This is a genomic window from Vibrio sp. RE86, assembly GCF_013114545.1.
In the GTDB taxonomy this organism is placed as follows: Bacteria; Pseudomonadota; Gammaproteobacteria; order Enterobacterales; family Vibrionaceae; genus Vibrio.
Genome location: NZ_VTXI01000029.1, coordinates 1 through 22389, shown reverse-complemented (window position 1 = coordinate 22389; position 22389 = coordinate 1). Strand labels below are relative to the sequence as shown.

Here is a 22389-nt window from a genome sequence, read left to right as displayed (position 1 = left end):
AAGATCGAGCTGATGTATCAGGGATACTATTGCAATCGTTAATAAAAATATTTCTCATTTATATATCGAATTGGCCTGTCTATGAAACTTTCACAATTACAACAGGGGCAACAAGCTACCATTACGGGATTCACAGAGCTGTCGAACGACGTCAGAAAAAAGCTCATGGTAATGGGGATTTTGCCGAATACACCCGTTACGCTTATTCGTAAAGCGCCTATGGGCGACCCATTGCAAGTCGAAGTGCGTGGCGTATCGCTTGCTGTCCGAACTAACATTGCAGACGCAGTGACAGTGGAGACACGATAATGGAATACAAAGTACTTACTGTCGGTAATCCAAATAGCGGTAAAACGACACTGTTTAATGGTCTGACGGGCGCAAAGCAGCAAGTTGGTAACTGGGCGGGTGTAACGGTAGAGAAGAAAACTGGTAAATACACACACTCTAGCGATGAGTTTTTGCTCACTGATTTGCCAGGTATTTACGCGTTAGACAGCGGTAATGACGGCAACAGTATTGATGAGTCTATCGCTTCAAGGGCCGTGTTAACTCACCCTGCCGATCTCATCGTTAACGTAGTTGATGCAACTTGCCTAGAACGTAGCTTGTATATGACGCTTCAGTTACGCGAACTAGGCCGTCCTATGGTCGTTGTGCTCAATAAAATGGATGCGTTAAAACGTGACCGCCAAACGGTTGATGTTAAGGCACTCGAAAAAATGCTGGGTTGTCCTGTTTTTGCCATTTCGGCAAACAACAAAACTCAAGTTCATGCATTCAAAGAAAAACTCCATAAAGCGTTAGTTCAAGGGGTAGCCCTAAATGAACTTCACTTAGACTATGGCTCAGACTTTGAAGCTGCTATCCGTTCTCTCGAAAACAATTTCAATCAGCAAACTCAAGTCGCTAATCGTGCGCTCTCTATCCGAGCATTAGAGAATGACCTTTTGGTACTGAATTCGTTATCAGAACAAGAACGCGGATTGGTGCTTACTGAACAAAACAAACTGTCCGTGGATATTGATCTATTGGTTGCTGACGTTAAATACTCGTTTTTGCATGAGCAGTGTAAAAAGGTGCGTCGTGCTGAAGGCAAATTGAGTCACAGCTTCACAGAAAAAGTTGATAACGTAATCTTGAACAAGTGGATTGGTGTACCTTTCTTCTTTGTTGTCATGTACCTAATGTTTATGTTCTCTATTAATATTGGTAGCGCATTTATCGATTTCTTCGATATTGGTGTGGGGGCGCTGCTTGTAGATGGTGGCCACTATTTACTTGATGACCATTTGCCTGTTTGGTTAGTGACCCTACTAGCGGATGGTTTGGGCGGCGGTATCCAGACGGTTGCGACCTTTATCCCAGTAATTGCGTGTCTATACCTGTTCCTAGCAGTGCTGGAAAGCTCGGGCTATATGTCTCGCGCGGCATTTGTACTTGATAAAGTGATGCAAAAGATTGGTCTACCAGGTAAGGCATTTGTGCCACTCGTTCTTGGTTTTGGTTGTAATGTTCCTTCTATCATGGCCACTCGAACACTTGACCAAGAACGTGAGCGTAAGCTAGCGGCATCAATGGCTCCATTTATGTCATGTGGCGCACGTTTACCTGTTTATGCTTTGTTTGCAGCGGCGTTCTTCCCACAAAGTGGCCAGAATATTGTTTTCGCTCTTTACCTATTGGGTATTGCAGCGGCGGTGTTTACCGGCTTGATTCTTAAGAACACGCTTTACCCAGGTTCAAGTGACAGCCTTGTAATGGAAATGCCTGACTATGAACTGCCAACAGTGCGTAATGTAGTAATCAAAACGTGGCAGAAGCTAAAACGTTTCGTACTTGGCGCAGGTAAGACAATCGTTGTTGTGGTCACTATTCTTAGTTTCCTTAACTCAGTTGGTACGGATGGTTCGTTTGGGAACGAAGACAGTGAAAACTCTGTGCTATCGAAAGCCTCTCAAATTGTGACACCTATCTTTGCACCGATTGGTATTGAAGAAGATAACTGGCCAGCGACAGTTGGTATCATCACAGGTATTTTCGCTAAAGAAGCCGTCGTAGGTACATTAAATAGCTTATACGCTCCAAGTGAAGGTGAAGCGGGTGAGTTTGATTTAGCTGCAAGCTTAGAAGAGGCAGTGATGTCAATTCCAGACAACCTTGCGGGTTTGAGCTACTCTGATCCACTGGGTATTGAAGTGGGTGACTTGTCAGATAGCCAAGCGGTAGCGGAAGAGCAAGAAGTGGATGCATCCATCTTTGGTAATCTGAAAGGTTACTTCGCTTCAAGCCATGCTGCGTTTGCTTATCTCATTTTCATCTTGCTCTACACACCTTGTGTCGCGGCAATGGGTGCGTATGTACGTGAGTTTGGCCAAAAATACGCTCGCTTTATCGCGGTTTGGACGATGGGCCTTGCGTATGGCGGTGCAGCTTTGTACTACCAAGTGACTCACTTTGCTGACCACCCAGCGACGAGCTCAGCATGGATTGCAGGTATTTTGCTAGTCAGTGTTGGGGTTTACCGAGTTCTAAAATCTGTTGGTAATAAGCAAACTCCATCATTAGAGGTACAAACTGCATGATTTTAGCTGAGCTGAAGCAGTACATCGATGAGCAGGGAAGTGTATCGGGCAAAGATCTCGCAAAGAAATTCTACCTAACTGAAGATGGTGTGGACGCGATGCTAACGGTTTGGATAAAGAGAGGGATGATTTCGCGTTTGGTCGATACCAACGCAGCGAATCATGTCACGCGTATTCGATATTCGAAAGTTGAGATTGACGCATTTTCTCTTACTGTGACAATGTAGTTAAAACAGCAAAAAGCCGCTTACGATAAGCGGCTTTTTTACGTCTGTGCAAAGGTATTAGGCTCAACTCCCCCTAGCTACGCTGAAATAACTTACTCAAAGAAAGTACATTACCAATACGTGTTTGTAGAGCAGTTTGCTCTTCATCACTACGGAACTCACCTTGAGTGTTACCCCATACCGGCCCTGGCCATGCTATGTCGTTTTTAAAACGGGCGATATGGTGAATGTGTAATTGAGGGACCATGTTGCCAAGGGCGCCTAAGTTGAGCTTGTCTGGTTGAAACGTTGCTTCTAGAGCTTGGCTCACGGCTTGAGACTCATGTAAAAACTGTTGTTGTTCCTGCATCGGTAAATGGTGCAGTTCTTTTAGGTTTTCACGTTTAGGGACCAGAATCACCCAAGGTACCGCGTTGTCCTTGTGTAGTAAGGCAATAGATAAAGGAAAGTGACCAATAACCGTGGTGTCTTTCGCTAATTGAGGGTGAAGTTCAAAACTCATTATTATTGTCCGATTTGAATTGAATGAAGTCAGTATACGTCAAATAAAACAAAAGGTTGACGCTCTCACGTCAACCTTTCTTCTAAATCGTTGTTAGCAGCGAGTGCTTACATACGCTCTAGAGTTTCGATACCTAGTAGAGACAGGCCTTGCTTGATAGTCTTCGCTGTTAGGGCAGCAAGTTTCAAACGGCTCTGTTTCACTGATTCATCTTCAGTGTTCAGGATTGGGCACGCTTCGTAGAAGCTTGAGAACTGACCTGCTAGTTCGAACAGGTAGCTACACATAATATGAGGTTGACCTTCACGAGCGACAGACTGTACCGCCTCTTCAAACTGAAGAAGTTTCGCGATCAGTGCTTTTTCTTTCTCTTCAGTTACTTTGATTTCGCCAGTCAGCTCGTCCATAGAGATGCCTGCTTTTGCGAAGATCGAAGAAACACGAGTGTAAGCATATTGCATGTATGGTGCAGTGTTGCCTTCAAACGCTAACATGTTGTCCCAATCGAACACGTAGTCAGTTGTACGGTGCTTAGAAAGGTCTGCGTATTTCACGGCTGCCATTGCAACTGTATTAGCGATTTTTTGCTTCTCTTGCTCTTCTAAACCTGGGTTTTTAGATTCAATCAGCTGAGCTGCGCGAACTTCTGCTTCATCAAGAAGATCAGCAAGACGAACAGTACCTCCTGCACGAGTCTTGAAAGGCTTGCCATCTTTACCTAGCATCATGCCGAATGCGTGGTGTTCAAGAGACACTTCTTCAGGGATGTAGCCCGCTTTACGAACGATTGTCCAAGCTTGCATTAGGTGTTGATGCTGACGAGAATCGATGAAGTAAAGGACACGATCTGCGCCTAGTTCTTCATAACGGTATTTCGCACAAGCAATGTCAGTTGTTGTGTAAAGGAAACCACCGTCACGCTTCTGGATGATAACACCCATAGGGTCACCATCTTTGTTCTTGTATTCGTCTAGGAATACAACTTGTGCGCCGTCATCTTCTTTAGCAAGACCTTGCTCTTTAAGATCAGCAACGATACCTGGAAGCATATCGTTGTACATGCTTTCGCCCATTACGTCTTCACGAGTAAGAGAAACGCTTAGACGGTCATAGTTGCGTTGGTTTTGAACCATAGTAACGTCGACTAGCTTCTTCCACATTTCTGCACAGTACTCGTCGCCGCCTTGAAGCTTAACTACGTAGTTACGTGCTTTTACTGCGAACTCTTCGTCTTCGTCGTAAAGCTTTTTCGATTCGCGGTAGAACGCTTCTAGATCTGAAAGCTCCATTGAAACTTCACCAGACTCTTTTTGAACACGCTCTAGGTTTGCGATAAGCATACCGAACTGAGTACCCCAGTCACCGATATGGTTAGCACGGATCACTTTGTGACCTAGGAACTCAAGAGTACGAACTACTGCGTCACCAATGATAGTTGAACGTAAGTGACCTACGTGCATCTCTTTTGCCACGTTTGGCGCAGAGTAGTCAGCAACGATGGTTTTTTGGTCTTCAGCAGCAACGCCAAGACGTGCGTCAGCTAGTGCAGCATCAGCTTGCTTCGCTAGGAACTCTTCGCTTAGGAAGATGTTGATGAAACCAGGTCCAGCGATTTCAGTTTTGCTTGCGATACCGTCAAGGTCCAGAACATCCAATACTTTCTGTGCAAATTCGCGTGGGTTAGTACCTAATTTTTTTGCTACGCCCATTACGCCGTTCGCTTGGTAGTCACCAAACTGAGGTTTTGCAGATTGGCGAACAGCAGCAGGACTACCTGCAGGTGCGCCAGCGGCTTCAAGAGCCTGAGATACTTTGTCATTAATAAGTGCTTGGATATTCACACGCGCTTCCTTCAATTCTGGGAATTGGTTAGCTATGCATTCTAGTTATTGAGCGGCTCAAAGAGGCAAACGCTGAATAATATCCACGGGGTGGAGTGAATGCATATCTCGATCTAGTTCATAAATTTGGCGCACATAATACCAACTTTATCGCTCGGCTTATAGGGAGTGAACTGGGAAATTTTCTACTTTTCCTGACGATCTTGTTAGTATTGAAGAAAAATAAACGTTTTGGATATTTGAAAATGTCACAGCTGCTAAATAATGCTCAATTAATGCCTTCTCAGATGAAAGGGACACTGAATGAATTTATGCATAAAATCCAAGCTTTAAGCGAGCTTTTGCATATTAATCTTACGGACTTTCAAGCCGATCATATTGCACTGCGTATTAACGAGACGGAATTGGCACAATTAGCTCACCAAGAGTGGCAAAAAGAGGGCAAGGTCATTTCTAGCGCTCAAATAAATGGGCGACCAATTATCGTCATTTTGTTTGATGAAGCATTGAAGGCGCTAACGTGGGAGATTGAGTGCCTTGAACTGCCTTATCCAGCAGAGGGGAAACACTACCCAGAGCAAAGTTGGGAGCATGTAGAATTCGTTGTGCCTTCTAATGCCAACACAGCCGATGAATACTTAGTGGATCTGAAAAAGCAGTTTCCCGAGTTGGCTGATTCATGGAATAGCCTGTCAGAGTTGGGGATTAAAACCAAGCTTTCTAGCCCCAAGGGTGAGGGCGAAAGGCTTAATAACCCTACCGTGGCGTTTAAATACAAAGGGGTGTGCATTAAGCTCCACCCCCATTCATTGAAAAAGATTGTTGAATCGGAATTAGCCTAACTCAATATCTTTTGGCCTAAGCTGGAACTCCTCAATTGAGCCAATCTCTAAACCTAAATTGAGTTTCTCCGACTCATGATGTGCATTACCCTGAGTGTGCATGATGAGTCGGTTCGCGGTTCTCGGCTTCAGTTCATTGATGACAAACCGCAGCATATCAGAGCGCGTAAGCGTTTTGAGTTCTTCTAAAACCACCTCTTTCTGATTGAATTCAAGGTCTTTATTACCAATCGCAACCCACAAACGCTGAGCGCGGCCACGTAAAGTGGAGTCTGGCGTCGCAATTTGGTTCCACAGTCCCCGTTTGCTGGAATGCCACTGATATTCATTGAGTTCAAGCAACACCATATAGAAGGCATTGAGGAACTCATCGATCGAGTGGATCAACTCGACTGGTGCTGCATTTGGAGATTGGACATACAGGACAATTCCAGGGTGGCGATTGAGGGGTAAATTCCCTGTACCGACCATATAACCTAACTGTTGTTTGGTCCTAATTTCATGGAAGAAGGTCGCTGACATAAGGTGGTTGGCTAAGGAGTACAAGGCGATACTGCGAGCGCTGGTGTCTTCACATTGATAGTAAAGAACGGTCGCAGAGTCCTCTTGGTCACAGAAAACTTCTCGTTGGAATGAGCCATTTTTACCCAACATGATAAGTGGCCGAAGAGACTCTTCGTACTGTTGGTTTTGAACTCTTAACGCATCTTTAAGTGTGTTGCCGAGTGCGAGTGCATCTGATCGAGTCCAATCCCCATAGACAAACATTTCAACATGTAGCTCTGCAAGAATGCTCTCGACGAAGCTCGCTAATTCAGTTACCTCAATGGACTCCAATGCCTCGACCAGCACCGTATAGGGAGGGTTATTGGGCTGCAAAATTCCGGTTAATGCATTGAACAACTGCGATATAGGGCGGTCTTGTGCAGAGTTGCGCCAATTTCTTAGAAGCTGTTGTTTTATTGTATCAAAGCGTTGCTGGCTGAAATCACGTTTGGCGAAACGGCTTAAGATCATTTTCATTAGCTCAGGCTGCTTTTGGCTAAAGCCTGAAATAGTTAGTGTGACACCACCTTGATGGGCATACATGTTGTACCCCATGCCAGCAATCTCGGCTTGATAGGTATCCGTCGCTAGGCTGTCTAGGAACATCTCGACACAAAGACGAGTCTTCACAATGTTATGTGGATTCGCCACGGCGTGAGGACTATCGATGGCGACATACACCACACCTTTCGGTACACAAAATTCAGAATCTTGTAGATGCCAAAGCTTAAATCCAGCCAGTTCTTCAATAACTTCAGGATTTTCGCCTGGGTTTTCGAGTGGCTTTGGATCCAAGTCATAACAGATGAACGGGTTCTGCTCTGGCAGCGAGAACGTTAGTGGTGTTGGCTCTAAGAAGAGCTCCTTCTGCTCTGGTGTAAATGGTGCAACGGAGTAGGGAGTAAAATACCACTTAGCCGTTTCAGTGTATTCGTAACCGTGAGCTATCAATGTTGTACGTAGATTGTCAGGTGTCAGGTATTGGATTAGCTCGCGAAGCAAACCTTCATCATACTGATTCATCATAAAGTCGCCGTAGACAACATCATCTGCTTGGTAGTGCTGCATGTTGACCACAAGGTGACTGACCAAATCCAGCGGACGAGTTGGCTCTTGAAAGCGGAAAGCTGATTCTAGAACGGCCTGCTTTTCAAGATAGCGCCACTCATCAAATCCCTGACCTTTGATGAGTTCTAAATAGCTAAAAACGGCCTGAGTGATTTCATCAATATGATTAAGGCCATCTGGTGTTAATGCACAGCTAACTGTGAATTCTCGGTAGTTACTGCCACTGGTTCCTCCGCCTGCAGACAGGGATGTAATCCAGCCTTTGTCTTTAAGGGCGAGCATCAAGCTTCCTTCGCCTTCATAACCGAGCAAGTGAGCAAAATAGCTTAATGGCTTTGATTGGTAATACTCATCCATTCCAGGCATCGGAAAAGCGAGAATCAGTTTACGGATTTCTTTAATGGGTTCAACGTTAACCTGAATCGCGGTCGAACCTTCTGTACTATAAGGCACAGAGATCGATTTTGTATTGAGGTGATGATTGGGAATCGCGGAAAATTTCTCTTCGCACCACGATGCGAGTTCATCGAGTGACTGCGGACCTGTCACAGCCAAAGTCATCAAATCGGCAGAATATTGCTCGAAGTGGAAAGCGACAATCTCGTCACGAATTGATTGCCCATTGCGATCGCCCAGCGTTTCTAAGTTACCGACCGAAAATTTGCTAAACGGGTGGACTGGGTTAACGAGCTCTTTGTGTACTTGATACAGGCGTCTCGAATCATCGTTCAATTTGAGTTTGTATTCAGACTCTACCGCTTGACGCTCTTTGTCTAATGCCTCTTCGTTAAACAGTGGGGCGGTAAAAAACTGACTGAATCTGTCTAAGCTTGCTTCAAATGCGTTCGGGTACACATCAAAGAAAAAACACGTGTGCTCTGTACCTGTCCAAGCATTGTTGCTGCCTCCGTGTTGGCTTATATAGTTTTGAAACTCACCGACTTTGGGGTATTTCTCTGTACCAAGAAACAGCATATGTTCAAGATAGTGCGCAAGACCCTCTCGATCGTCTGGGTCGTCAAAGTGACCGACATTCACCGCTAAAGCAGCAGCAGACTTTTGGGCTGTATCGTCGTGAATCAGTAATGCCCGAACACCGTTTTCAAGAGTGATATAGCGGTATTGGTTGGTATCATTTGGGCTTATATGCACGATACTATCTCCGGTCAGTTAGGAAGTGCCTTATAGACAATAAACTAATTATGACTCGGATATAGCTGACTGCAAACTATCTGATTGAGAAATATGAGCAAAATAGCGCTAGGGTGCTCACGCATCGGTATGCGAGAGTGTTAAGAAAGTCAGAGTCTTTCTAAGCAAAGTTGATATAATTATTGGTAGCTCAACTAAAAATAATGTGTGCTGCTTTAGAAACCGTACTGATCTGAGTAGTCAAAGAAAATAACAATATTTAGCTAGTGTCATATCTAGCAGAGATAGTAGTAGGAATCGCCATGAAAATTTTTATTATGCGTCACGGAGAGGCAGAGCACTTCGCTAGCAGTGATGCGGAGCGTGAGCTAACGTCTCACGGTCGAAAAGCGTCTGTTGCAGTCGCTCAGGCTTGTGCTGAAAAAGGATTTGCTCAGTTCGATAAAGTGTTAGTGAGTCCTTACATTCGAGCTCAACAAACATGGCAAGAAATCTCAGCGCACTTTTCATCTGATCAAGTAGAAACGTGTGAAGATATCACCCCATACGGTGACTCTGAGCAGGTTGCAGATTATGTTTCTGCCTTGGTTGATATTCATAAGTATGAGAGCGTATTGTTGGTTTCTCACTTACCACTGGTTGGCTATCTGACGGCTGAGTTTGTGACGGACATGGTACCTCCAATGTTCCCAACATCCGGCTTAATTTGCATTGATTATTCACTTGAAAAGCTGACTGGCAACGTGCTTTTTAATATCCATCCGTAATACCATTCGGTTGTCGCCCTTTAGCCTAGGTGCTGGCTTGGGGGCGAACGTTCAACCTATTCAGCAAGGTGACATTTGCCATTAAATTGACATAATCGGCGGATCGAATATTGCATATGTCACCAAGTTTCTATTTTTCCTCACAATGATTGTAGCTGCTTAACTATGAAGTTTTCTTTGCCGTTTGCGGACAAACTGCCTTCGATACCTCAACGTGCGATGCCTGCCATTGGCGCACCTGTGATGGTTTTGTCAACGTTGGCAATGGTTATCTTACCTATACCGGCGTTTTTACTCGACCTTTTCTTCACATTTAACATTGCTCTTGCGATGGTCGTGCTGTTAGTCACGGTATATACGCGTAGACCGCTCGATTTCGCAGCTTTTCCTACCGTATTGCTGATTGCAACGCTGCTTCGTTTGGCTTTGAACGTCGCTTCAACTCGTGTGGTTCTACTGCATGGCCACGAAGGGGCAGGTGCAGCCGGTAACGTTATTGAAGCCTTTGGTAGTGTGGTTATCGGCGGTAACTACGCCGTCGGTCTTGTGGTGTTTATCATCTTGATGATCATTAACTTTATGGTTGTTACCAAAGGTGCAGGGCGTATCTCTGAAGTAAGTGCTCGATTCACCTTGGATGCATTGCCGGGTAAACAGATGGCGATCGACGCTGACCTTAATGCGGGGTTGATTGACCAAGACCAAGCGAGAACACGTCGTCAAGAAGTAACGAAAGAAGCGGACTTCTATGGTTCGATGGATGGTGCGTCTAAATTCGTAAAAGGGGATGCGATTGCTGGTATCTTAATCCTGTTTATCAATATCATCGGTGGTTTATCAATTGGTATGGCTCAAAACGGTTTGGGTTTTGGCGAAGCGATTGAAATCTACACACTACTTACCATTGGTGATGGCTTAGTTGCTCAAATCCCGTCGCTACTACTCTCGATTGGCGCAGCGATCATGGTAACGCGTCAAAACACAGACGAAGACATGGGCCAGCAGGTTGTCTTCCAGATGCTTGATGACCCTAAAGCATTGATGATCACAGCCGCGATTCTCGGAGTGATGGGTATCGTCCCTGGGATGCCACACTTTGCATTCCTATTGCTGGCTGCTCTAGCGGGCGGCGGTGCATACTGGATTAAGCGAAAGCAGAAAAAAGAAGCGGAGAAACCAAACCTACCTGCGACTACAGAGCCAGAAAGTACCACACCGAAAGAGCTATCATGGGATGATGTTCAACCCGTAGATATTGTTGGCCTTGAAGTAGGGTATCGCTTGATACCGCTGGTTGATCAAGGTCAAGGCGGGGAGTTACTTGAGCGAGTGAAAGGGGTGCGTAAAAAGCTGTCGCAAGACTTTGGCTTCTTGATTCCAGCCGTCCACATTCGCGACAACCTAGAGCTCACCCCAAACAGTTACCGAATTACCCTAATGGGTGTGGCTGTCGGTGAAGCTGAAATCCGCCCAGATATGGAGTTAGCGATTAACCCGGGGCAGGTTTACGGCATGATTGAAGGGGAGCCGACCATAGACCCGGCGTTTGGGTTGGAAGCGGTATGGATACGTGAAGAGCAGCGTGAACACGCTCAAGCACTGGGGTATACCGTTGTTGACTCGTCCACAGTTTTGGCGACGCACTTGAGCCAATTGCTGACCAATAATGCATCACAACTTATTGGCCATGAAGAGGTCCAGAACCTCCTTGAAATGTTGGGGCGCAGTACACCTAAATTGGTGGAAAGTTTTGTTCCCGATCAGTTACAGCTTGGTGTGGTGGTTAAAGTCCTTCAGAATCTTCTTAATGAAGCTGTTCCGATTCGGGATATTCGAACGATTGTTCAAACCTTGTCCGAATACTCGAGTAAGAGTCAAGAACCTGACATTCTCACTGCGGCTGTTCGTATATCACTTAAACGATTAATTGTTCAGGAAATCAATGGTATAGAGCCAGAATTGCCTGTAATTACCCTTATTCCTGAACTGGAACAAATATTGCATCAAACCATGCAGGCTTCTGGTGGAGAATCTGCTGGAATCGAGCCAGGACTGGCTGAACGTTTGCAATCCTCATTAACACAAGCAACGCAAGAACAAGAACTTAAAGGCGAACCTGCTGTGTTACTAACTTCTGGGGTGTTACGTTCGACCTTGGCGAAATTCGTCAAGAACACGATTCCTTCGTTGAGAGTACTCTCTTACCAAGAAATCCCTGATGAGAAACAAATTCGTATTGTTCAAGCTGTGGGTAACTAGCTGTAATACGCTGATATACGGTACTTAATTTGAAAATTAAACGATTTTTTGCCAAAGACATGCGCACTGCACTGCTCCAAGTGAAAGGAGAACTTGGGGACGATGCTGTGATCATGTCGAATAAAAAAGTCGCTGGTGGAGTAGAGATCGTCGCTGCTGTTGACGGTGATGGTGGTAGTTCAAGCCTTTCTAACAACCAATACGGCTCTAACCCAAGGCATAACCCTACGCCGCCTCGACAAGCTCCAGCAAGCTTACCGAGTGCTGCCCCAGCTCGTGCACTTGAAGAAGACAAAGTTAGTTTGCAATCGCACGCTGGCGAAGACCGATCAATGTCTAAGCGCTTCGCTAACATGTTTAAACAATACAGTGGTAATGGCTCAAGTGGTGACAGTGAAGAGTCAAGCGCAGATACGCTCTCTGCTTTGCTCAAACGCCAGTCATCCTCTAGACAAGACCCGCGTGAAAACGTGCAAGTCAGAGAAGACTCGCCTCTTGCTCGTCTGATTGCAGAAGATCGACGTATTGAGAGACCTGCCGCAAAACTTGATCCGACCCGTTTTGAACGCTCGCGCCAAAATGATGCTTCTCTGCCTAACGAAGATTTAGAAGAGATGAAAGAGGAAATGACCTCTATTCGCCGCCTTTTAGAACATCAAGTTTCTGGTCTAATGTGGCAAGAAGTCGAGCGCAGAGAACCGCTACGCGCAATGTTGATCAAACGCTTAGAGCGCATGGGAGTTTCATCGGATTTAGCGGACCAGTTGGCTTGTTACATTCCTGAAGATACTCCGCCGACCAAAGCGTGGAAAGCGCTGCTGGGACTCGTCTCAGACCAGGTGCCGGTAGCAAAACAAGACATACTAAAGCGTGGCGGTGTCGTGGCGTTATTAGGCCCAACTGGCGTAGGTAAAACAACGACCGTAGCTAAGCTTGCCGCTCGTGCTGCCATGGAGTACGGCGCAGATAACGTAGCGCTAGTTTCAACCGATACTTATCGTATTGGTGCACATGAACAATTGGCAATTTACGGACGAATTATGGGTTGTCCTGTAAAAGTCGCTAAAGATTCCAACGAGTTAGCCGATGTAATTTATCAGTTACGCAATCGTCGTTTAATTCTGGTTGATACCGCGGGTATGGGACAGCGAGATGTCAGACTGTCTGAACAACTCGACACCTTAATGCAGGAAACAGGGGAAGTGATCCACAGTTACTTAGTGCTACCCGCTACGGCTCAGCGCAAAGTGTTGCAAGAAACAATCGATCACTTTAAGCGAATACCTCTGTCAGGCTGCATTATGACTAAGCTCGATGAGTCATTAAGCTTGGGTGAGTTTGTGAGTGTGGTAGTACAAAATGCTTTACCAGTTGCTTACATCGCTAATGGACAAAGAGTGCCTGAAGATATTGTGATAGCGCAACCTAAGTATATGGTCGCTAAAGCAAACGAATTACTTGAGAAGTCGACAGATGACGAACCTCACTATTGGAATAGTGAATCAGAAAGGTTCTAGGCGGCGGACGATTATGACGAAGAATATGATACAAGACCAAGCAAGCGGATTACGCCGCTTAACACAACCTTCTCTTACTAAAGTCATTACTGTGACTGGCGGAAAAGGCGGTGTAGGTAAATCAAATGTGACGCTAGGAATGGCGATCTCGATGGCAAGACAAGGCAAAAAAGTCATGGTACTTGATGCTGACTTAGGCCTTGCCAACATAGACGTCATGTTGGGTATTCGCCCTAAACGCAACTTAGGACACGTGCTCGCGGGCGAATGTGATCTCAAGGATGCGATTGTTGAAGGTCCTTACGGCATTCAAATTATTCCTGCAACATCGGGTACTCAGTCAATGACAGAGCTATCCCATGCACAGCACATTGGTTTGATTCGTGCGTTTGGCAGTCTTGAAGATGAAATGGACGTATTGCTGATCGATACGGCGGCGGGTATATCTGACATGGTAGTGAGCTTTTCACGTGCCGCACAAGATGTCGTTGTGGTGGTTTGTGATGAACCAACCTCGATCACTGATGCATATGCGTTAATTAAACTTCTGAGCAAAGAGCATCAAGTTCAGCGATTTAAAATCGTTGCAAATATGGTCAGAAGCTACCGAGAAGGCCGAGAATTGTTTGCAAAGTTGACCTTGGTCACAGAGCGATTCTTGAATGTGAGCCTAGAGCTCGTAGCATGTATTCCTTTGGATGATAAAGTTAGACAGTCAGTTAAAAAACAAAAGATTGTAGTGGATGCGTTCCCGAGATCGCCTGCTGCATTAGCCATCGGTTCACTAGCGAGTAAAGCCCTAACTTGGCCTATTCCTAAAACTCCGAGTGGACATCTTGAGTTTTTTGTTGAACGCTTACTAAATAGACCTGAGATTCTAGAGGAACCATTTGGTGAATAAGGCTTTGACTTATGACCAGTACGCAAACCAAAACAGTCAGCGAGCATTTTTAGAAAAATACTCGGTGTTGGTGAAGCGTATTGCTCATCACTTACTCGGACGGTTACCCCCGAGTGTGCAAGTAGAAGATCTTATTCAGGCGGGTATGATTGGCCTGCTAGAAGCCCAGAAGAACTACGACGGTAGTAAAGGTGCGAGCTTCGAAACCTATGCAGGGATTCGCATTCGAGGTGCAATGCTCGATGATATTCGTCGAGGGGACTGGGTACCACGCTCAGTTCACAAACATAACCGAGAGGTTAGTCAAACTATTGCAGTACTTGAGGGTGAGTTAAATCGCGACCCGACTGATGCAGAAGTTGCACAACGGATGGGCATTAGTCTAGATCAATACCATACGATTTTGACGGATATAAACTGTTCTCGTTTGGTTGGAATTGAAGACTTAGGTGTATCGGAAGACTCGATATCACCAGAAGATAGCGAAGACGAGAACTTACCTTTTAAAGGTGTGGCAGATGAATCTTTCCGCAAAGCATTAGTGGATTCAATAAAATCTCTGCCAGAACGTGAAGCTCTAGTACTTTCGCTTTATTATGATGAAGAGTTAAACTTAAAAGAAATCGGCGAGGTAATTGGTGTTAGCGAGTCACGCGTTAGCCAAATACTGAGTCAATCAATGCAGCGTCTACGCACAAAGTTGAGTGCTTGGACAAATAATGAGTAAAAATCACTGATCTCAAATTCAGTGGAGGCAATTTTGAATAAAAACATGAAGATCCTTATTGTTGACGACTTTTCAACAATGCGCCGTATCGTTAAGAACCTACTTCGTGATTTGGGTTTCAATAATACCCAAGAAGCGGATGACGGCTTAACGGCGTTACCAATGCTCAAGAAAGGTGAATTCGACTTTGTCGTGACAGACTGGAATATGCCAGGCATGCAGGGCATTGACCTACTCAAGCATATCCGTGCTGATGCTGAGCTAAAACACCTACCAGTGTTAATGATTACAGCAGAAGCGAAACGCGAGCAGATCATTGAAGCCGCTCAAGCAGGTGTTAATGGCTATATTGTTAAGCCGTTCACAGCAGCAACATTAAAAGAAAAACTAGATAAAATTTTCGAACGTTTATAGTCAAAGCTTTGACTAAAGCGTGAGAGGCCAATATTCAGAATGATTTCATTAGAACAGGCAAAGCAACTCGTTGAGCTGTTAGAAAATGACCAGCAACAAGAAGCAAATACTCTTGTTAAAGGCATTTATGAGGGCACCTCGAATCCTATGCTGCAAGAAATTGGAGAATTGACTCGTGACTTACATGAGTCGATTAAACATTTCAGCGTGGATGAACGAATGAGTCAGATCGCCAATGACGAAATCCCTGACGCTAGGGATCGCCTCCAATACGTCATTGATAAGACTGAAGTTGCTGCGAATAAAACCATGGATGCGGTCGATCGCTGTATGCCTATTGCTGATAATCTCCATGAGGGCTTACTACAGGTACGTCCTCAATGGAATGAGCTTATGCATGGTCGTATTGAGCTTGCGGAGTTCAAAGCACTTTGTCATCGAATCGATAACCTACTAAGTGAGGTTGAAGGTGACAGCTCGGAGCTACGCGGTCAATTGACCGAGATATTGATGGCTCAAGACTTTCAAGACCTAACAGGTCAAATTATACGACGTGTTATTACTTTGGTGGACGAAGTTGAAGGGCGGTTAGTGGAAATTCTAACTGCGTTTAGTACCACCCATTTAGAAGACAGCAACAATAACAACAAGAAAGCATCTACGGACCCGGAAGGTCCAATCCTTAACGCTCAAGAAAGGGATGATGCCGTTTCATCACAAGACGAAGTTGACGATTTACTCTCAAGTCTTGGGTTTTAGAGGTTATATATGAGCTACGATTTAGACGAAGATATTCTTCAGGACTTTTTAGTCGAAGCGGGAGAAATCCTAGAGCTGTTGTCAGAGCAGCTGGTTGAGTTAGAGAACAACCCTGAAGATAAAGATCTATTAAACGCTATTTTCCGCGGCTTCCACACAGTGAAAGGTGGTGCAGGTTTCCTATCGCTTACCGAACTTGTTGATACTTGTCACGGTGCAGAGAACGTGTTCGATATCTTGCGTAATGGTCAGCGCCAAGTGAGCGCTAGCCTTATGGATACCATGCTTAAAGCGCTAGATACCGTAAATGAACAGTTCCAAGCGGTTCAAGAACGTGAAGAGTTGCCAAAAGCAGAGCAAAGCCTTTTGGATGAACTTCACCGTCTAAGCTCCCCTGAGGCGGCAGACGAAGCCGTCGTAGCTCAAGCGCCTCCAGCTGTAGAAGCGCCTGTCGTACCTGAGCCAGTGGTTGAGGCACCTGCGCCTCAAGCTGACATTTCATCGGGATCCATCGATGAAATTACTCAAGACGAGTTTGAAAAACTACTGGATGAACTTCATGGTTCAGGCAGTGCGCCTGGCCAATCAGCCGCTGCTGCCTCGACACCTCCGCCAGCCCCTGCAGCTAGCGTTGACATGAGCAGTGATATCACTGACGACGAGTTCGAAAAATTACTGGACGAGCTACACGGTGTAGGTAAAGCGCCAGGCGAAAACGAAGCGCCTGCTGCTCCGACTCCACCACCAGTGCCTCCAGCGCCAGCAGCACCATCTGCAGTTGACAGTGATTTGATGACAGACGAAGAGTTTGAAAAGCTTCTTGATGATCTGCACGGCTCAGGTAAAGGCCCAAGCATTGAAGAGCTAGATGCCGCAACGAAGCCAGCGTCAGAAAACGTTGCAGTTGCTGCTGAAAAGCCAGCACCAGCCGCGCCTGTTACTCCGGCTCCACAGCCAGTAGCGAAAGCAGAGCCAAAAGTTCCAGCGAAAAAAGAAGCCGCGACTCCTGCAACGCAAGCGAAAAAGCCTCAAGCAGAAGCGACAGTGCGTGTTGATACCTCGACCTTAGATACCATTATGAACATGGTGGGTGAATTGGTGTTAGTTCGTAACCGCTTATTAAGCTTGGGTTTAAATAGCAACGATGAAGAGATGTCGAAAGCAGTTGCCAACCTAGATGTCGTGACCGCTGATCTTCAAGGTGCGGTAATGAAAACGCGAATGCAGCCAATTAAGAAAGTATTTGGCCGCTTCCCTCGTGTTGTCCGCGACCTTGCACGAAGCCTGAACAAAGACATCACGCTAGAAATGCGTGGTGAAGACACAGACCTAGATAAGAACTTGGTTGAGGCGCTTGCGGATCCATTGATTCACTTGGTGCGTAACTCCGTTGACCATGGCATTGAAATGCCAGAAGTTCGCGTATCTAACGGTAAGTCTCGTACGGGTAAAGTCATTCTTTCTGCATCACAAGAAGGTGACCATATTGAGCTAGCAATCGTTGATGATGGCGGCGGTATGGATCCAGACAAACTCCGTGGTATCGCAGTAAAACGCGGGATTATGGATGAAGATGCAGCGTCACGTCTGACCGATAAAGAGTGTTTTAACCTCATCTTTATGCCAGGTTTCTCAAGTAAAGAGCAGATCTCTGATATCTCGGGTCGTGGTGTAGGTATGGACGTTGTTAAAACAGCGATCAATACCTTGAACGGTTCTATCGATATTGATTCTGAAATGGGCAAAGGGACAAAGATTACTATCAAGGTACCTTTGACTCTGGCGATTCTACCGACACTTATGGTTGGTGTAGCGGGTCACCCATTTGCACTGCCTTTGGCGAGCGTTAACGAAATTTTCCACTTAGATTTGAGCCGCACCAACGTTGTTGATGGACAGCTAACCATCATCGTTCGTGAAAAGTCGATTCCACTCTTCTATTTACAAAACTGGCTAGCGCCGCAAGCAGGTCAAGTTGAGCTGCGTAAAGGCCACGGACACGTTGTAATTGTTCAAATTGGCAGTCAGCGCGTCGGTTTTGTTGTTGATGCCTTGATTGGCCAAGAAGAAGTTGTGATCAAACCTCTAGATAATCTATTGCAAGGTACGCCAGGTATGGCGGGTGCGACGATCACAAGTGATGGTCATATTGCACTGATTCTAGATGTGCCAGATTTGCTAAAACAATACGCAGCTGCGTCGCGAATCTAAACTGCGGAATATAGAAGGACATATATGGCAATCAAAGTATTAGTTGTTGATGATTCAAGTTTTTTTCGTCGCCGAGTGAGTGAGATTATTAACTCAGAAGCACGACTTGAAGTTATCGATGTAGCGACAAATGGTAAAGAAGCCGTTGAAAAGGCGTTATCCATCAAGCCAGATGTGATTACCATGGATATTGAAATGCCAGTGATGGACGGAATCACTGCCGTTCGCGAAATCATGTCAAAAAGCCCTGTGCCGATTTTGATGTTCTCATCATTGACTCACGATGGCGCGAAGGCAACGTTAGATGCTTTAGAGGCAGGTGCTCTCGATTTCTTACCTAAAAAGTTTGAAGATATCGCACGTAACCGTGACGAAGCGGTTGTCTTACTGCAGCAGCGTGTTATCCAGATTGCATCAAAACGCGCGTCGATGCGTCGTATGGCTGCACCTAAAACACCAGCAGCAGCGCCGGCAGCGAAACCTACGACGACCGCCCGTACGCCGATAAGACCTGCAGCACCAGTCGCTTCAAAACCGAGTGCTGCAGCTCGCTTTAAAGCCTCTGGTAAAAAGTACCAGTTGACTGCTATTGGCACGTCAACTGGTGGGCCTGTTGCTCTACAAAAAATTCTGACCAAGCTCCCAGCGAACTATCCGCATCCTATTGTGCTTATTCAGCACATGCCAGCGACGTTTACCGCTGCATTTGCAAGCCGTCTTAATTCCCTGTGTAAGATTCAGGTGAAAGAAGCAGAAGATGGTGACGTGCTAAAGCCTGGGGTGGCGTATTTGGCTCCAGGTGGTAAACAGATGATGATTGATGGTCGCCCTGGTTCTGCGAAGCTACGCATCATTGATGGTGGTGAACGCATGAACTACAAGCCATGTGTTGATGTTACCTTTGGTAGTGCGGCAAAGATCTACTCGGATCAAGTTTTGTCGATGGTACTAACCGGGATGGGCGCTGATGGCCGTGAAGGTGCACGCATGCTCAAAGGTGTTGGTTCGACAATTTGGGCTCAGGACGAGGAGAGTTGTGTCGTTTATGGCATGCCTCAGGCTGTTGCAAAAGCAGGTATTTCCACAGAAGACTTGCCGTTAGAAAGAATTGCAGAGCGAATGTTAGTCGAAGTCGGTCTAGCATAGAGGTCAATCATGATTGTATGGAGCATAGCGAACCAAAAGGGTGGAGTGGGGAAAACAACCACAACGATCACACTGGCGGGTTTGCTAAGTAAACAAGGTAAGCGTGTACTGTTGGTTGATACTGACCCGCATGGCTCTCTGACGACTTACCTTGGATACGACTCTGATAGTGTCCCTTCAAGTCTGTTTGATCTATTCCAATTGAAAGAGTTTACAGAGCAGAGCGTGATGCCGTTGGTGATGCGTTCTGATATTGAAGGGATTGATCTCATTCCTGCGCACATGTCATTGGCTACATTGGATCGTGTCATGGGTAACCGCAGTGGTATGGGACTGATCTTAAAACGCGCACTGTTAGCAATAAAAGAGCATTACGACTACGTACTCATCGACTGCCCGCCAATTTTAGGCGTGATGATGGTTAATGCGTTAGCGGCTAGCGATCGTATTTTGATTCCTGTTCAGACTGAATTCTTGGCGATGAAAGGCTTAGAGCGAATGGTTCGAACGTTAGCGATTATGCAGAAATCTCGCAATAAATCGTTTAATGTCACCATTGTCCCAACAATGTACGATAAGCGCACTCGCGCATCGCTACAAACATTGCAGCAGCTGAAACAAGATTATCCGACGCAAGTTTGGTCTTCTGCGGTGCCTATTGATACGAAATTTAGGGATGCTAGCTTAAAGCATTTGCCAGTGTCTCACTTTGCATCAGGCAGTCGCGGGGTGTTTGCTTACAAGCAACTCTTGATTCATCTTGAGAGGTTAGCGATTAATGACTAACCAATCGTTACTCTCAAGTGAGCAAGCTCTAGATGATTATTTCTCCGCTTTACTTGAAGAATCGGAAGAAGTCATCGAACAAGAGTTTACAGATCAAGACGAGCAGTCAACAATCTTGCCAGAGCCACCGGAACTTACTTTGGAACCTATGGTTCAGTCGGTGGAAGAAATGAGTTATTACGAATTTTCGACAGAGCCTGTTGAAGCACCAAACTTGGAGGATGTCGAACGCTTACTCAAGCAGCTTGAATCCTCCAACCCGGTTGCTGAATTAGATTTAGAAGAAGTCATGGATCAAAACACGGCTTCTATCGCTCAGGCTGAAGAAGAAGTCGTTGAACTCCAGGATTGGGATATCTCTGAACCAGAAGTGTTTGAGCCAATCGCTGAAGTTCAAGAACCGATTATTGAACCAGAGATCGCACTGCCAGAAATTGAAGAAGTTATCTCGGAAGAGGTAGAGGTCGAAACTAGCCACGAGCTTGAGACACAAGTGGGCGCTGGAGGGTTAGGCGAGTGGCAATCCACTCAGCGTAATATCGACTTTCAAGTTCTCTACTTCGACGTCAATAACGTGACGTTTGCTGTCCCGCTTGATGAGCTCGGTGGAATTCACCGCATTGGCGAAATGAATCATCTCATTGGTCGCCCTGAATGGTATTTAGGGTTACAGACTAGCCGAGAAGCTCAGCTTGATGTTGTCGATACCGCGAAATGGGTAATGGCAGAAAAGCTCTCAGGTGAAGATTACAAAGACCAATATCAATACATCGTCATGCTAGGCGAGAGTATGTGGGGATTGGCATCAACCCAGTTAATGGGTACCGAATCATTGAATCCAGAGATGGTACGCTGGCGCGAAACCGCAGGTAAACGCCCTTGGCTTGCCGGAATGGTCACAGAAAAAATGTGTGCTTTGATCCATGTAGAAGCATTGATAGCTATGCTTAATGCAGGGCTTGATGTCAAAGCACTAGATAATTAGAACATTTATGCCAATTGGGGCTTAGAGAGGATAAGGTATGTCTCAAACTAATGAAGTAGAAGTAAGAAAAGAGCAGTCTAACGACGAAGTGCTTCAGTGGGTGACGTTCCAATTAGAAGAAGAAACTTACGGTATCAACGTAATGCAGGTGCGTGAAGTTCTGCGCTACACTGAAATTGCGCCAGTGCCGGGTGCGCCTGACTATGTACTAGGTATTATTAACCTTCGTGGTAACGTTGTGACTGTTATTGACACACGTTCTCGCTTCGGTCTAATGGAAGGTGAAATTACAGATAACACTCGTATTATCGTGATTGAGTCTGAGCACCAAGTGATCGGTATTCTGGTTGATAGTGTTGCTGAAGTTGTATACCTACGTTCTTCTGAAATTGATACTACGCCAAGCGTTGGTACAGATGAAAGTGCGAAGTTCATCCAAGGTGTTAGCAACCGCGATGGTAAGCTACTTATCTTGGTTGACCTCAATAAGCTTCTGACTGACGAAGAATGGGATGAGATGGCTCACCTATAATGGACAGTAGTTGGATGACCAGTGCTCCAGTGATTGCTGGAGCAACCGCGTTAGTTTTCTTATTATTAGGCTTGGTGTTACTACGCCTGAAGCAAGGACAGACGCGAACATCTGAACACCAGCGCCAACAAACCCGCCATTTAGAGAAAGAACTGCAAAAAGCGAATAAGCAGCTGTTAGAAGTTCGATCTGTTGTGGTTGGTTTGGGGCAAAAAGTGAGTGAACAGCAAGACATTATTCAACACCTCAATGAACGAATCACTGAGTTAGAGCAAGCTGATAGTGATGGACGCCTTTACTCCAGAGCTAGCAAAATGGTTCAGCTTGGTGCTGATATCAATGAGTTAATTGAAGAGTGTGAACTGCCTAAGGCGGAAGCTGAACTCATGATGTCTCTGCAGAAAAAAATTGCAGGGCAAGAAAAAGTCCCACCTCTTGAAAGTAGCCCAGAACGGCAGCGTTCTGCTGCAAGAAAGCGAGCAATGAGACGATAAGATGATTAAAAGTGCCTTACGGCACTTTTTTATTTTCAGCCCTAAACCACCTACTTCAGTAGGTGGTTATCATTCAGTTGGGCTTTGCCTGTAGTTCTACCCATGTTAAATGCTCCCTTGATTTTTAG

20 protein-coding genes are annotated in these 22389 nt (G+C 45.6%); 17 read left to right on the top strand and 3 right to left on the bottom strand.

The genetic code is table 11. From position 1 onward, the window contains the following. Positions 1 to 81 precede the first annotated feature (81 nt). Genes F0231_RS19565 through F0231_RS19555 form a run of 3 tightly spaced genes read left to right on the top strand, consistent with a single transcriptional unit; the run spans position 82 to position 2812 of the window. A complete protein-coding gene (locus F0231_RS19565; protein ID WP_171761362.1) occupies positions 82 to 309 on the top strand; it encodes a FeoA family protein in 228 nt (75 codons plus the stop codon). Then, positions 309 to 2585, top strand: coding sequence for a Fe(2+) transporter permease subunit FeoB (gene feoB / locus F0231_RS19560; RefSeq protein WP_171761361.1), 2277 nt, complete (start codon positions 309 to 311; stop codon positions 2583 to 2585). The genes F0231_RS19565 and feoB overlap by 1 nt, the downstream gene beginning before the upstream one ends. Beyond that, positions 2582 to 2812, top strand: coding sequence for a FeoC-like transcriptional regulator (locus F0231_RS19555; RefSeq protein ID WP_171761360.1), 231 nt, complete (start codon positions 2582 to 2584; stop codon positions 2810 to 2812). The genes feoB and F0231_RS19555 overlap by 4 nt, the downstream gene beginning before the upstream one ends. A gap of 73 nt (positions 2813 to 2885) precedes the next feature. Here F0231_RS19555 and F0231_RS19550 read toward each other — a convergent pair whose 3' ends face one another. Both F0231_RS19550 and argS read right to left on the bottom strand, forming a co-directional pair. Next, entirely contained in the window at positions 2886 to 3314 is a 429-nt protein-coding gene (locus F0231_RS19550) for an HIT domain-containing protein (RefSeq protein ID WP_171761359.1), read from the bottom strand. 107 nt (positions 3315 to 3421) lie between these two features. Then, a complete protein-coding gene (gene argS, locus F0231_RS19545; RefSeq protein ID WP_171761358.1) occupies positions 3422 to 5155 on the bottom strand; it encodes an arginine--tRNA ligase in 1734 nt (577 codons plus the stop codon). A 245-nt stretch (positions 5156 to 5400) separates the two neighbouring features. On the opposite strand from argS, the gene F0231_RS19540 reads away from it, so the two are divergent. Continuing rightward, entirely contained in the window at positions 5401 to 5997 is a 597-nt protein-coding gene (locus tag F0231_RS19540; RefSeq protein ID WP_171761387.1) for a VOC family protein, read from the top strand. On the opposite strand, the gene F0231_RS19535 is transcribed toward F0231_RS19540, so the two are convergent. Then, positions 5989 to 8763 (bottom strand): insulinase family protein, encoded by a 2775-nt coding sequence (locus F0231_RS19535; protein ID WP_171761357.1) that lies wholly within the window; start codon positions 8761 to 8763, stop codon positions 5989 to 5991. The genes F0231_RS19540 and F0231_RS19535 overlap by 9 nt on opposite strands. 302 nt (positions 8764 to 9065) lie before the next feature. On the opposite strand from F0231_RS19535, the gene sixA reads away from it, so the two are divergent. The 13 genes from sixA (at position 9066) to F0231_RS19470 (ending at position 22261) form a co-directional block, all read left to right on the top strand. Next, positions 9066 to 9530 (top strand): phosphohistidine phosphatase SixA, encoded by a 465-nt coding sequence (sixA, locus tag F0231_RS19530; RefSeq protein ID WP_171761356.1) that lies wholly within the window; start codon positions 9066 to 9068, stop codon positions 9528 to 9530. Positions 9531 to 9695: 165 nt separating this feature from the next. Then, positions 9696 to 11789: a flagellar biosynthesis protein FlhA gene (flhA, locus tag F0231_RS19525; RefSeq protein WP_171761355.1), complete on the top strand. Its 2094-nt coding sequence runs from the start codon at positions 9696 to 9698 to the stop codon at positions 11787 to 11789. A 29-nt stretch (positions 11790 to 11818) separates the two neighbouring features. Further along, positions 11819 to 13306, top strand: coding sequence for a flagellar biosynthesis protein FlhF (flhF, locus tag F0231_RS19520; RefSeq protein ID WP_171761354.1), 1488 nt, complete (start codon positions 11819 to 11821; stop codon positions 13304 to 13306). A 13-nt stretch (positions 13307 to 13319) separates the two neighbouring features. Continuing rightward, positions 13320 to 14207 (top strand): MinD/ParA family protein, encoded by an 888-nt coding sequence (locus F0231_RS19515; RefSeq protein ID WP_171761353.1) that lies wholly within the window; start codon positions 13320 to 13322, stop codon positions 14205 to 14207. Beyond that, on the top strand, positions 14200 to 14934 hold the full coding sequence (locus F0231_RS19510) for an RNA polymerase sigma factor FliA (RefSeq protein ID WP_171761352.1): 735 nt from the start codon (positions 14200 to 14202) through the stop codon (positions 14932 to 14934). Before F0231_RS19515 ends, F0231_RS19510 begins: the two co-directional genes overlap by 8 nt. A 45-nt stretch (positions 14935 to 14979) precedes the next feature. Beyond that, complete coding sequence (gene cheY, locus F0231_RS19505) at positions 14980 to 15348, top strand: chemotaxis response regulator CheY (RefSeq protein WP_008218307.1); 369 nt, start codon at positions 14980 to 14982, stop codon at positions 15346 to 15348. 39 nt (positions 15349 to 15387) lie between these two features. Next, positions 15388 to 16107, top strand: coding sequence for a protein phosphatase CheZ (locus F0231_RS19500; RefSeq protein ID WP_171761351.1), 720 nt, complete (start codon positions 15388 to 15390; stop codon positions 16105 to 16107). Between the two features lie 9 nt (positions 16108 to 16116). Continuing rightward, the gene (locus F0231_RS19495; RefSeq protein WP_171761350.1) at positions 16117 to 18318 is read left to right on the top strand and encodes a chemotaxis protein CheA; all 2202 of its coding nucleotides are present in this window, start codon (positions 16117 to 16119) and stop codon (positions 18316 to 18318) included. Positions 18319 to 18342: 24 nt separating this feature from the next. Continuing rightward, positions 18343 to 19464 (top strand): chemotaxis response regulator protein-glutamate methylesterase, encoded by a 1122-nt coding sequence (locus F0231_RS19490; RefSeq protein WP_171761349.1) that lies wholly within the window; start codon positions 18343 to 18345, stop codon positions 19462 to 19464. 9 nt (positions 19465 to 19473) lie between these two features. Then, positions 19474 to 20250 (top strand): ParA family protein, encoded by a 777-nt coding sequence (locus F0231_RS19485; protein WP_171761348.1) that lies wholly within the window; start codon positions 19474 to 19476, stop codon positions 20248 to 20250. Further along, a complete protein-coding gene (locus F0231_RS19480) occupies positions 20243 to 21235 on the top strand; it encodes a chemotaxis protein CheW (RefSeq protein ID WP_171761347.1) in 993 nt (330 codons plus the stop codon). Before F0231_RS19485 ends, F0231_RS19480 begins: the two co-directional genes overlap by 8 nt. Before the next feature lie 37 nt (positions 21236 to 21272). Next, the gene (locus F0231_RS19475; protein ID WP_004413313.1) at positions 21273 to 21767 is read left to right on the top strand and encodes a chemotaxis protein CheW; all 495 of its coding nucleotides are present in this window, start codon (positions 21273 to 21275) and stop codon (positions 21765 to 21767) included. Continuing rightward, complete coding sequence (locus tag F0231_RS19470) at positions 21767 to 22261, top strand: DUF2802 domain-containing protein (protein WP_171761346.1); 495 nt, start codon at positions 21767 to 21769, stop codon at positions 22259 to 22261. The genes F0231_RS19475 and F0231_RS19470 overlap by 1 nt, the downstream gene beginning before the upstream one ends. Positions 22262 to 22389 lie beyond the last annotated feature (128 nt).

Excerpts from the sequence above, each read along its gene's own strand:
- F0231_RS19515 (WP_171761353.1), top strand. The coding sequence starts at position 13,320 with ATGACGAAGAATATGATACAAGACCAAGCAAGCGGATTACGCCGCTTA.
- F0231_RS19500 (WP_171761351.1), top strand. The coding sequence starts at position 15,388 with ATGATTTCATTAGAACAGGCAAAGCAACTCGTTGAGCTGTTAGAAAAT.
- F0231_RS19480 (WP_171761347.1), top strand. The coding sequence starts at position 20,243 with ATGACTAACCAATCGTTACTCTCAAGTGAGCAAGCTCTAGATGATTAT.
- F0231_RS19490 (WP_171761349.1), top strand. The coding sequence starts at position 18,343 with ATGGCAATCAAAGTATTAGTTGTTGATGATTCAAGTTTTTTTCGTCGC.
- F0231_RS19565 (WP_171761362.1), top strand. The coding sequence starts at position 82 with ATGAAACTTTCACAATTACAACAGGGGCAACAAGCTACCATTACGGGA.
- F0231_RS19475 (WP_004413313.1), top strand. The coding sequence starts at position 21,273 with ATGTCTCAAACTAATGAAGTAGAAGTAAGAAAAGAGCAGTCTAACGAC.
- cheY (WP_008218307.1), top strand. The coding sequence starts at position 14,980 with ATGAAGATCCTTATTGTTGACGACTTTTCAACAATGCGCCGTATCGTT.
- feoB (WP_171761361.1), top strand. The coding sequence starts at position 309 with ATGGAATACAAAGTACTTACTGTCGGTAATCCAAATAGCGGTAAAACG.
- F0231_RS19470 (WP_171761346.1), top strand. The coding sequence starts at position 21,767 with ATGGACAGTAGTTGGATGACCAGTGCTCCAGTGATTGCTGGAGCAACC.
- flhA (WP_171761355.1), top strand. The coding sequence starts at position 9,696 with ATGAAGTTTTCTTTGCCGTTTGCGGACAAACTGCCTTCGATACCTCAA.
- F0231_RS19540 (WP_171761387.1), top strand. The coding sequence starts at position 5,401 with ATGTCACAGCTGCTAAATAATGCTCAATTAATGCCTTCTCAGATGAAA.
- F0231_RS19550 (WP_171761359.1), bottom strand. The coding sequence starts at position 3,314 with ATGAGTTTTGAACTTCACCCTCAATTAGCGAAAGACACCACGGTTATT.
- F0231_RS19495 (WP_171761350.1), top strand. The coding sequence starts at position 16,117 with ATGAGCTACGATTTAGACGAAGATATTCTTCAGGACTTTTTAGTCGAA.
- F0231_RS19555 (WP_171761360.1), top strand. The coding sequence starts at position 2,582 with ATGATTTTAGCTGAGCTGAAGCAGTACATCGATGAGCAGGGAAGTGTA.
- sixA (WP_171761356.1), top strand. The coding sequence starts at position 9,066 with ATGAAAATTTTTATTATGCGTCACGGAGAGGCAGAGCACTTCGCTAGC.
- F0231_RS19485 (WP_171761348.1), top strand. The coding sequence starts at position 19,474 with ATGATTGTATGGAGCATAGCGAACCAAAAGGGTGGAGTGGGGAAAACA.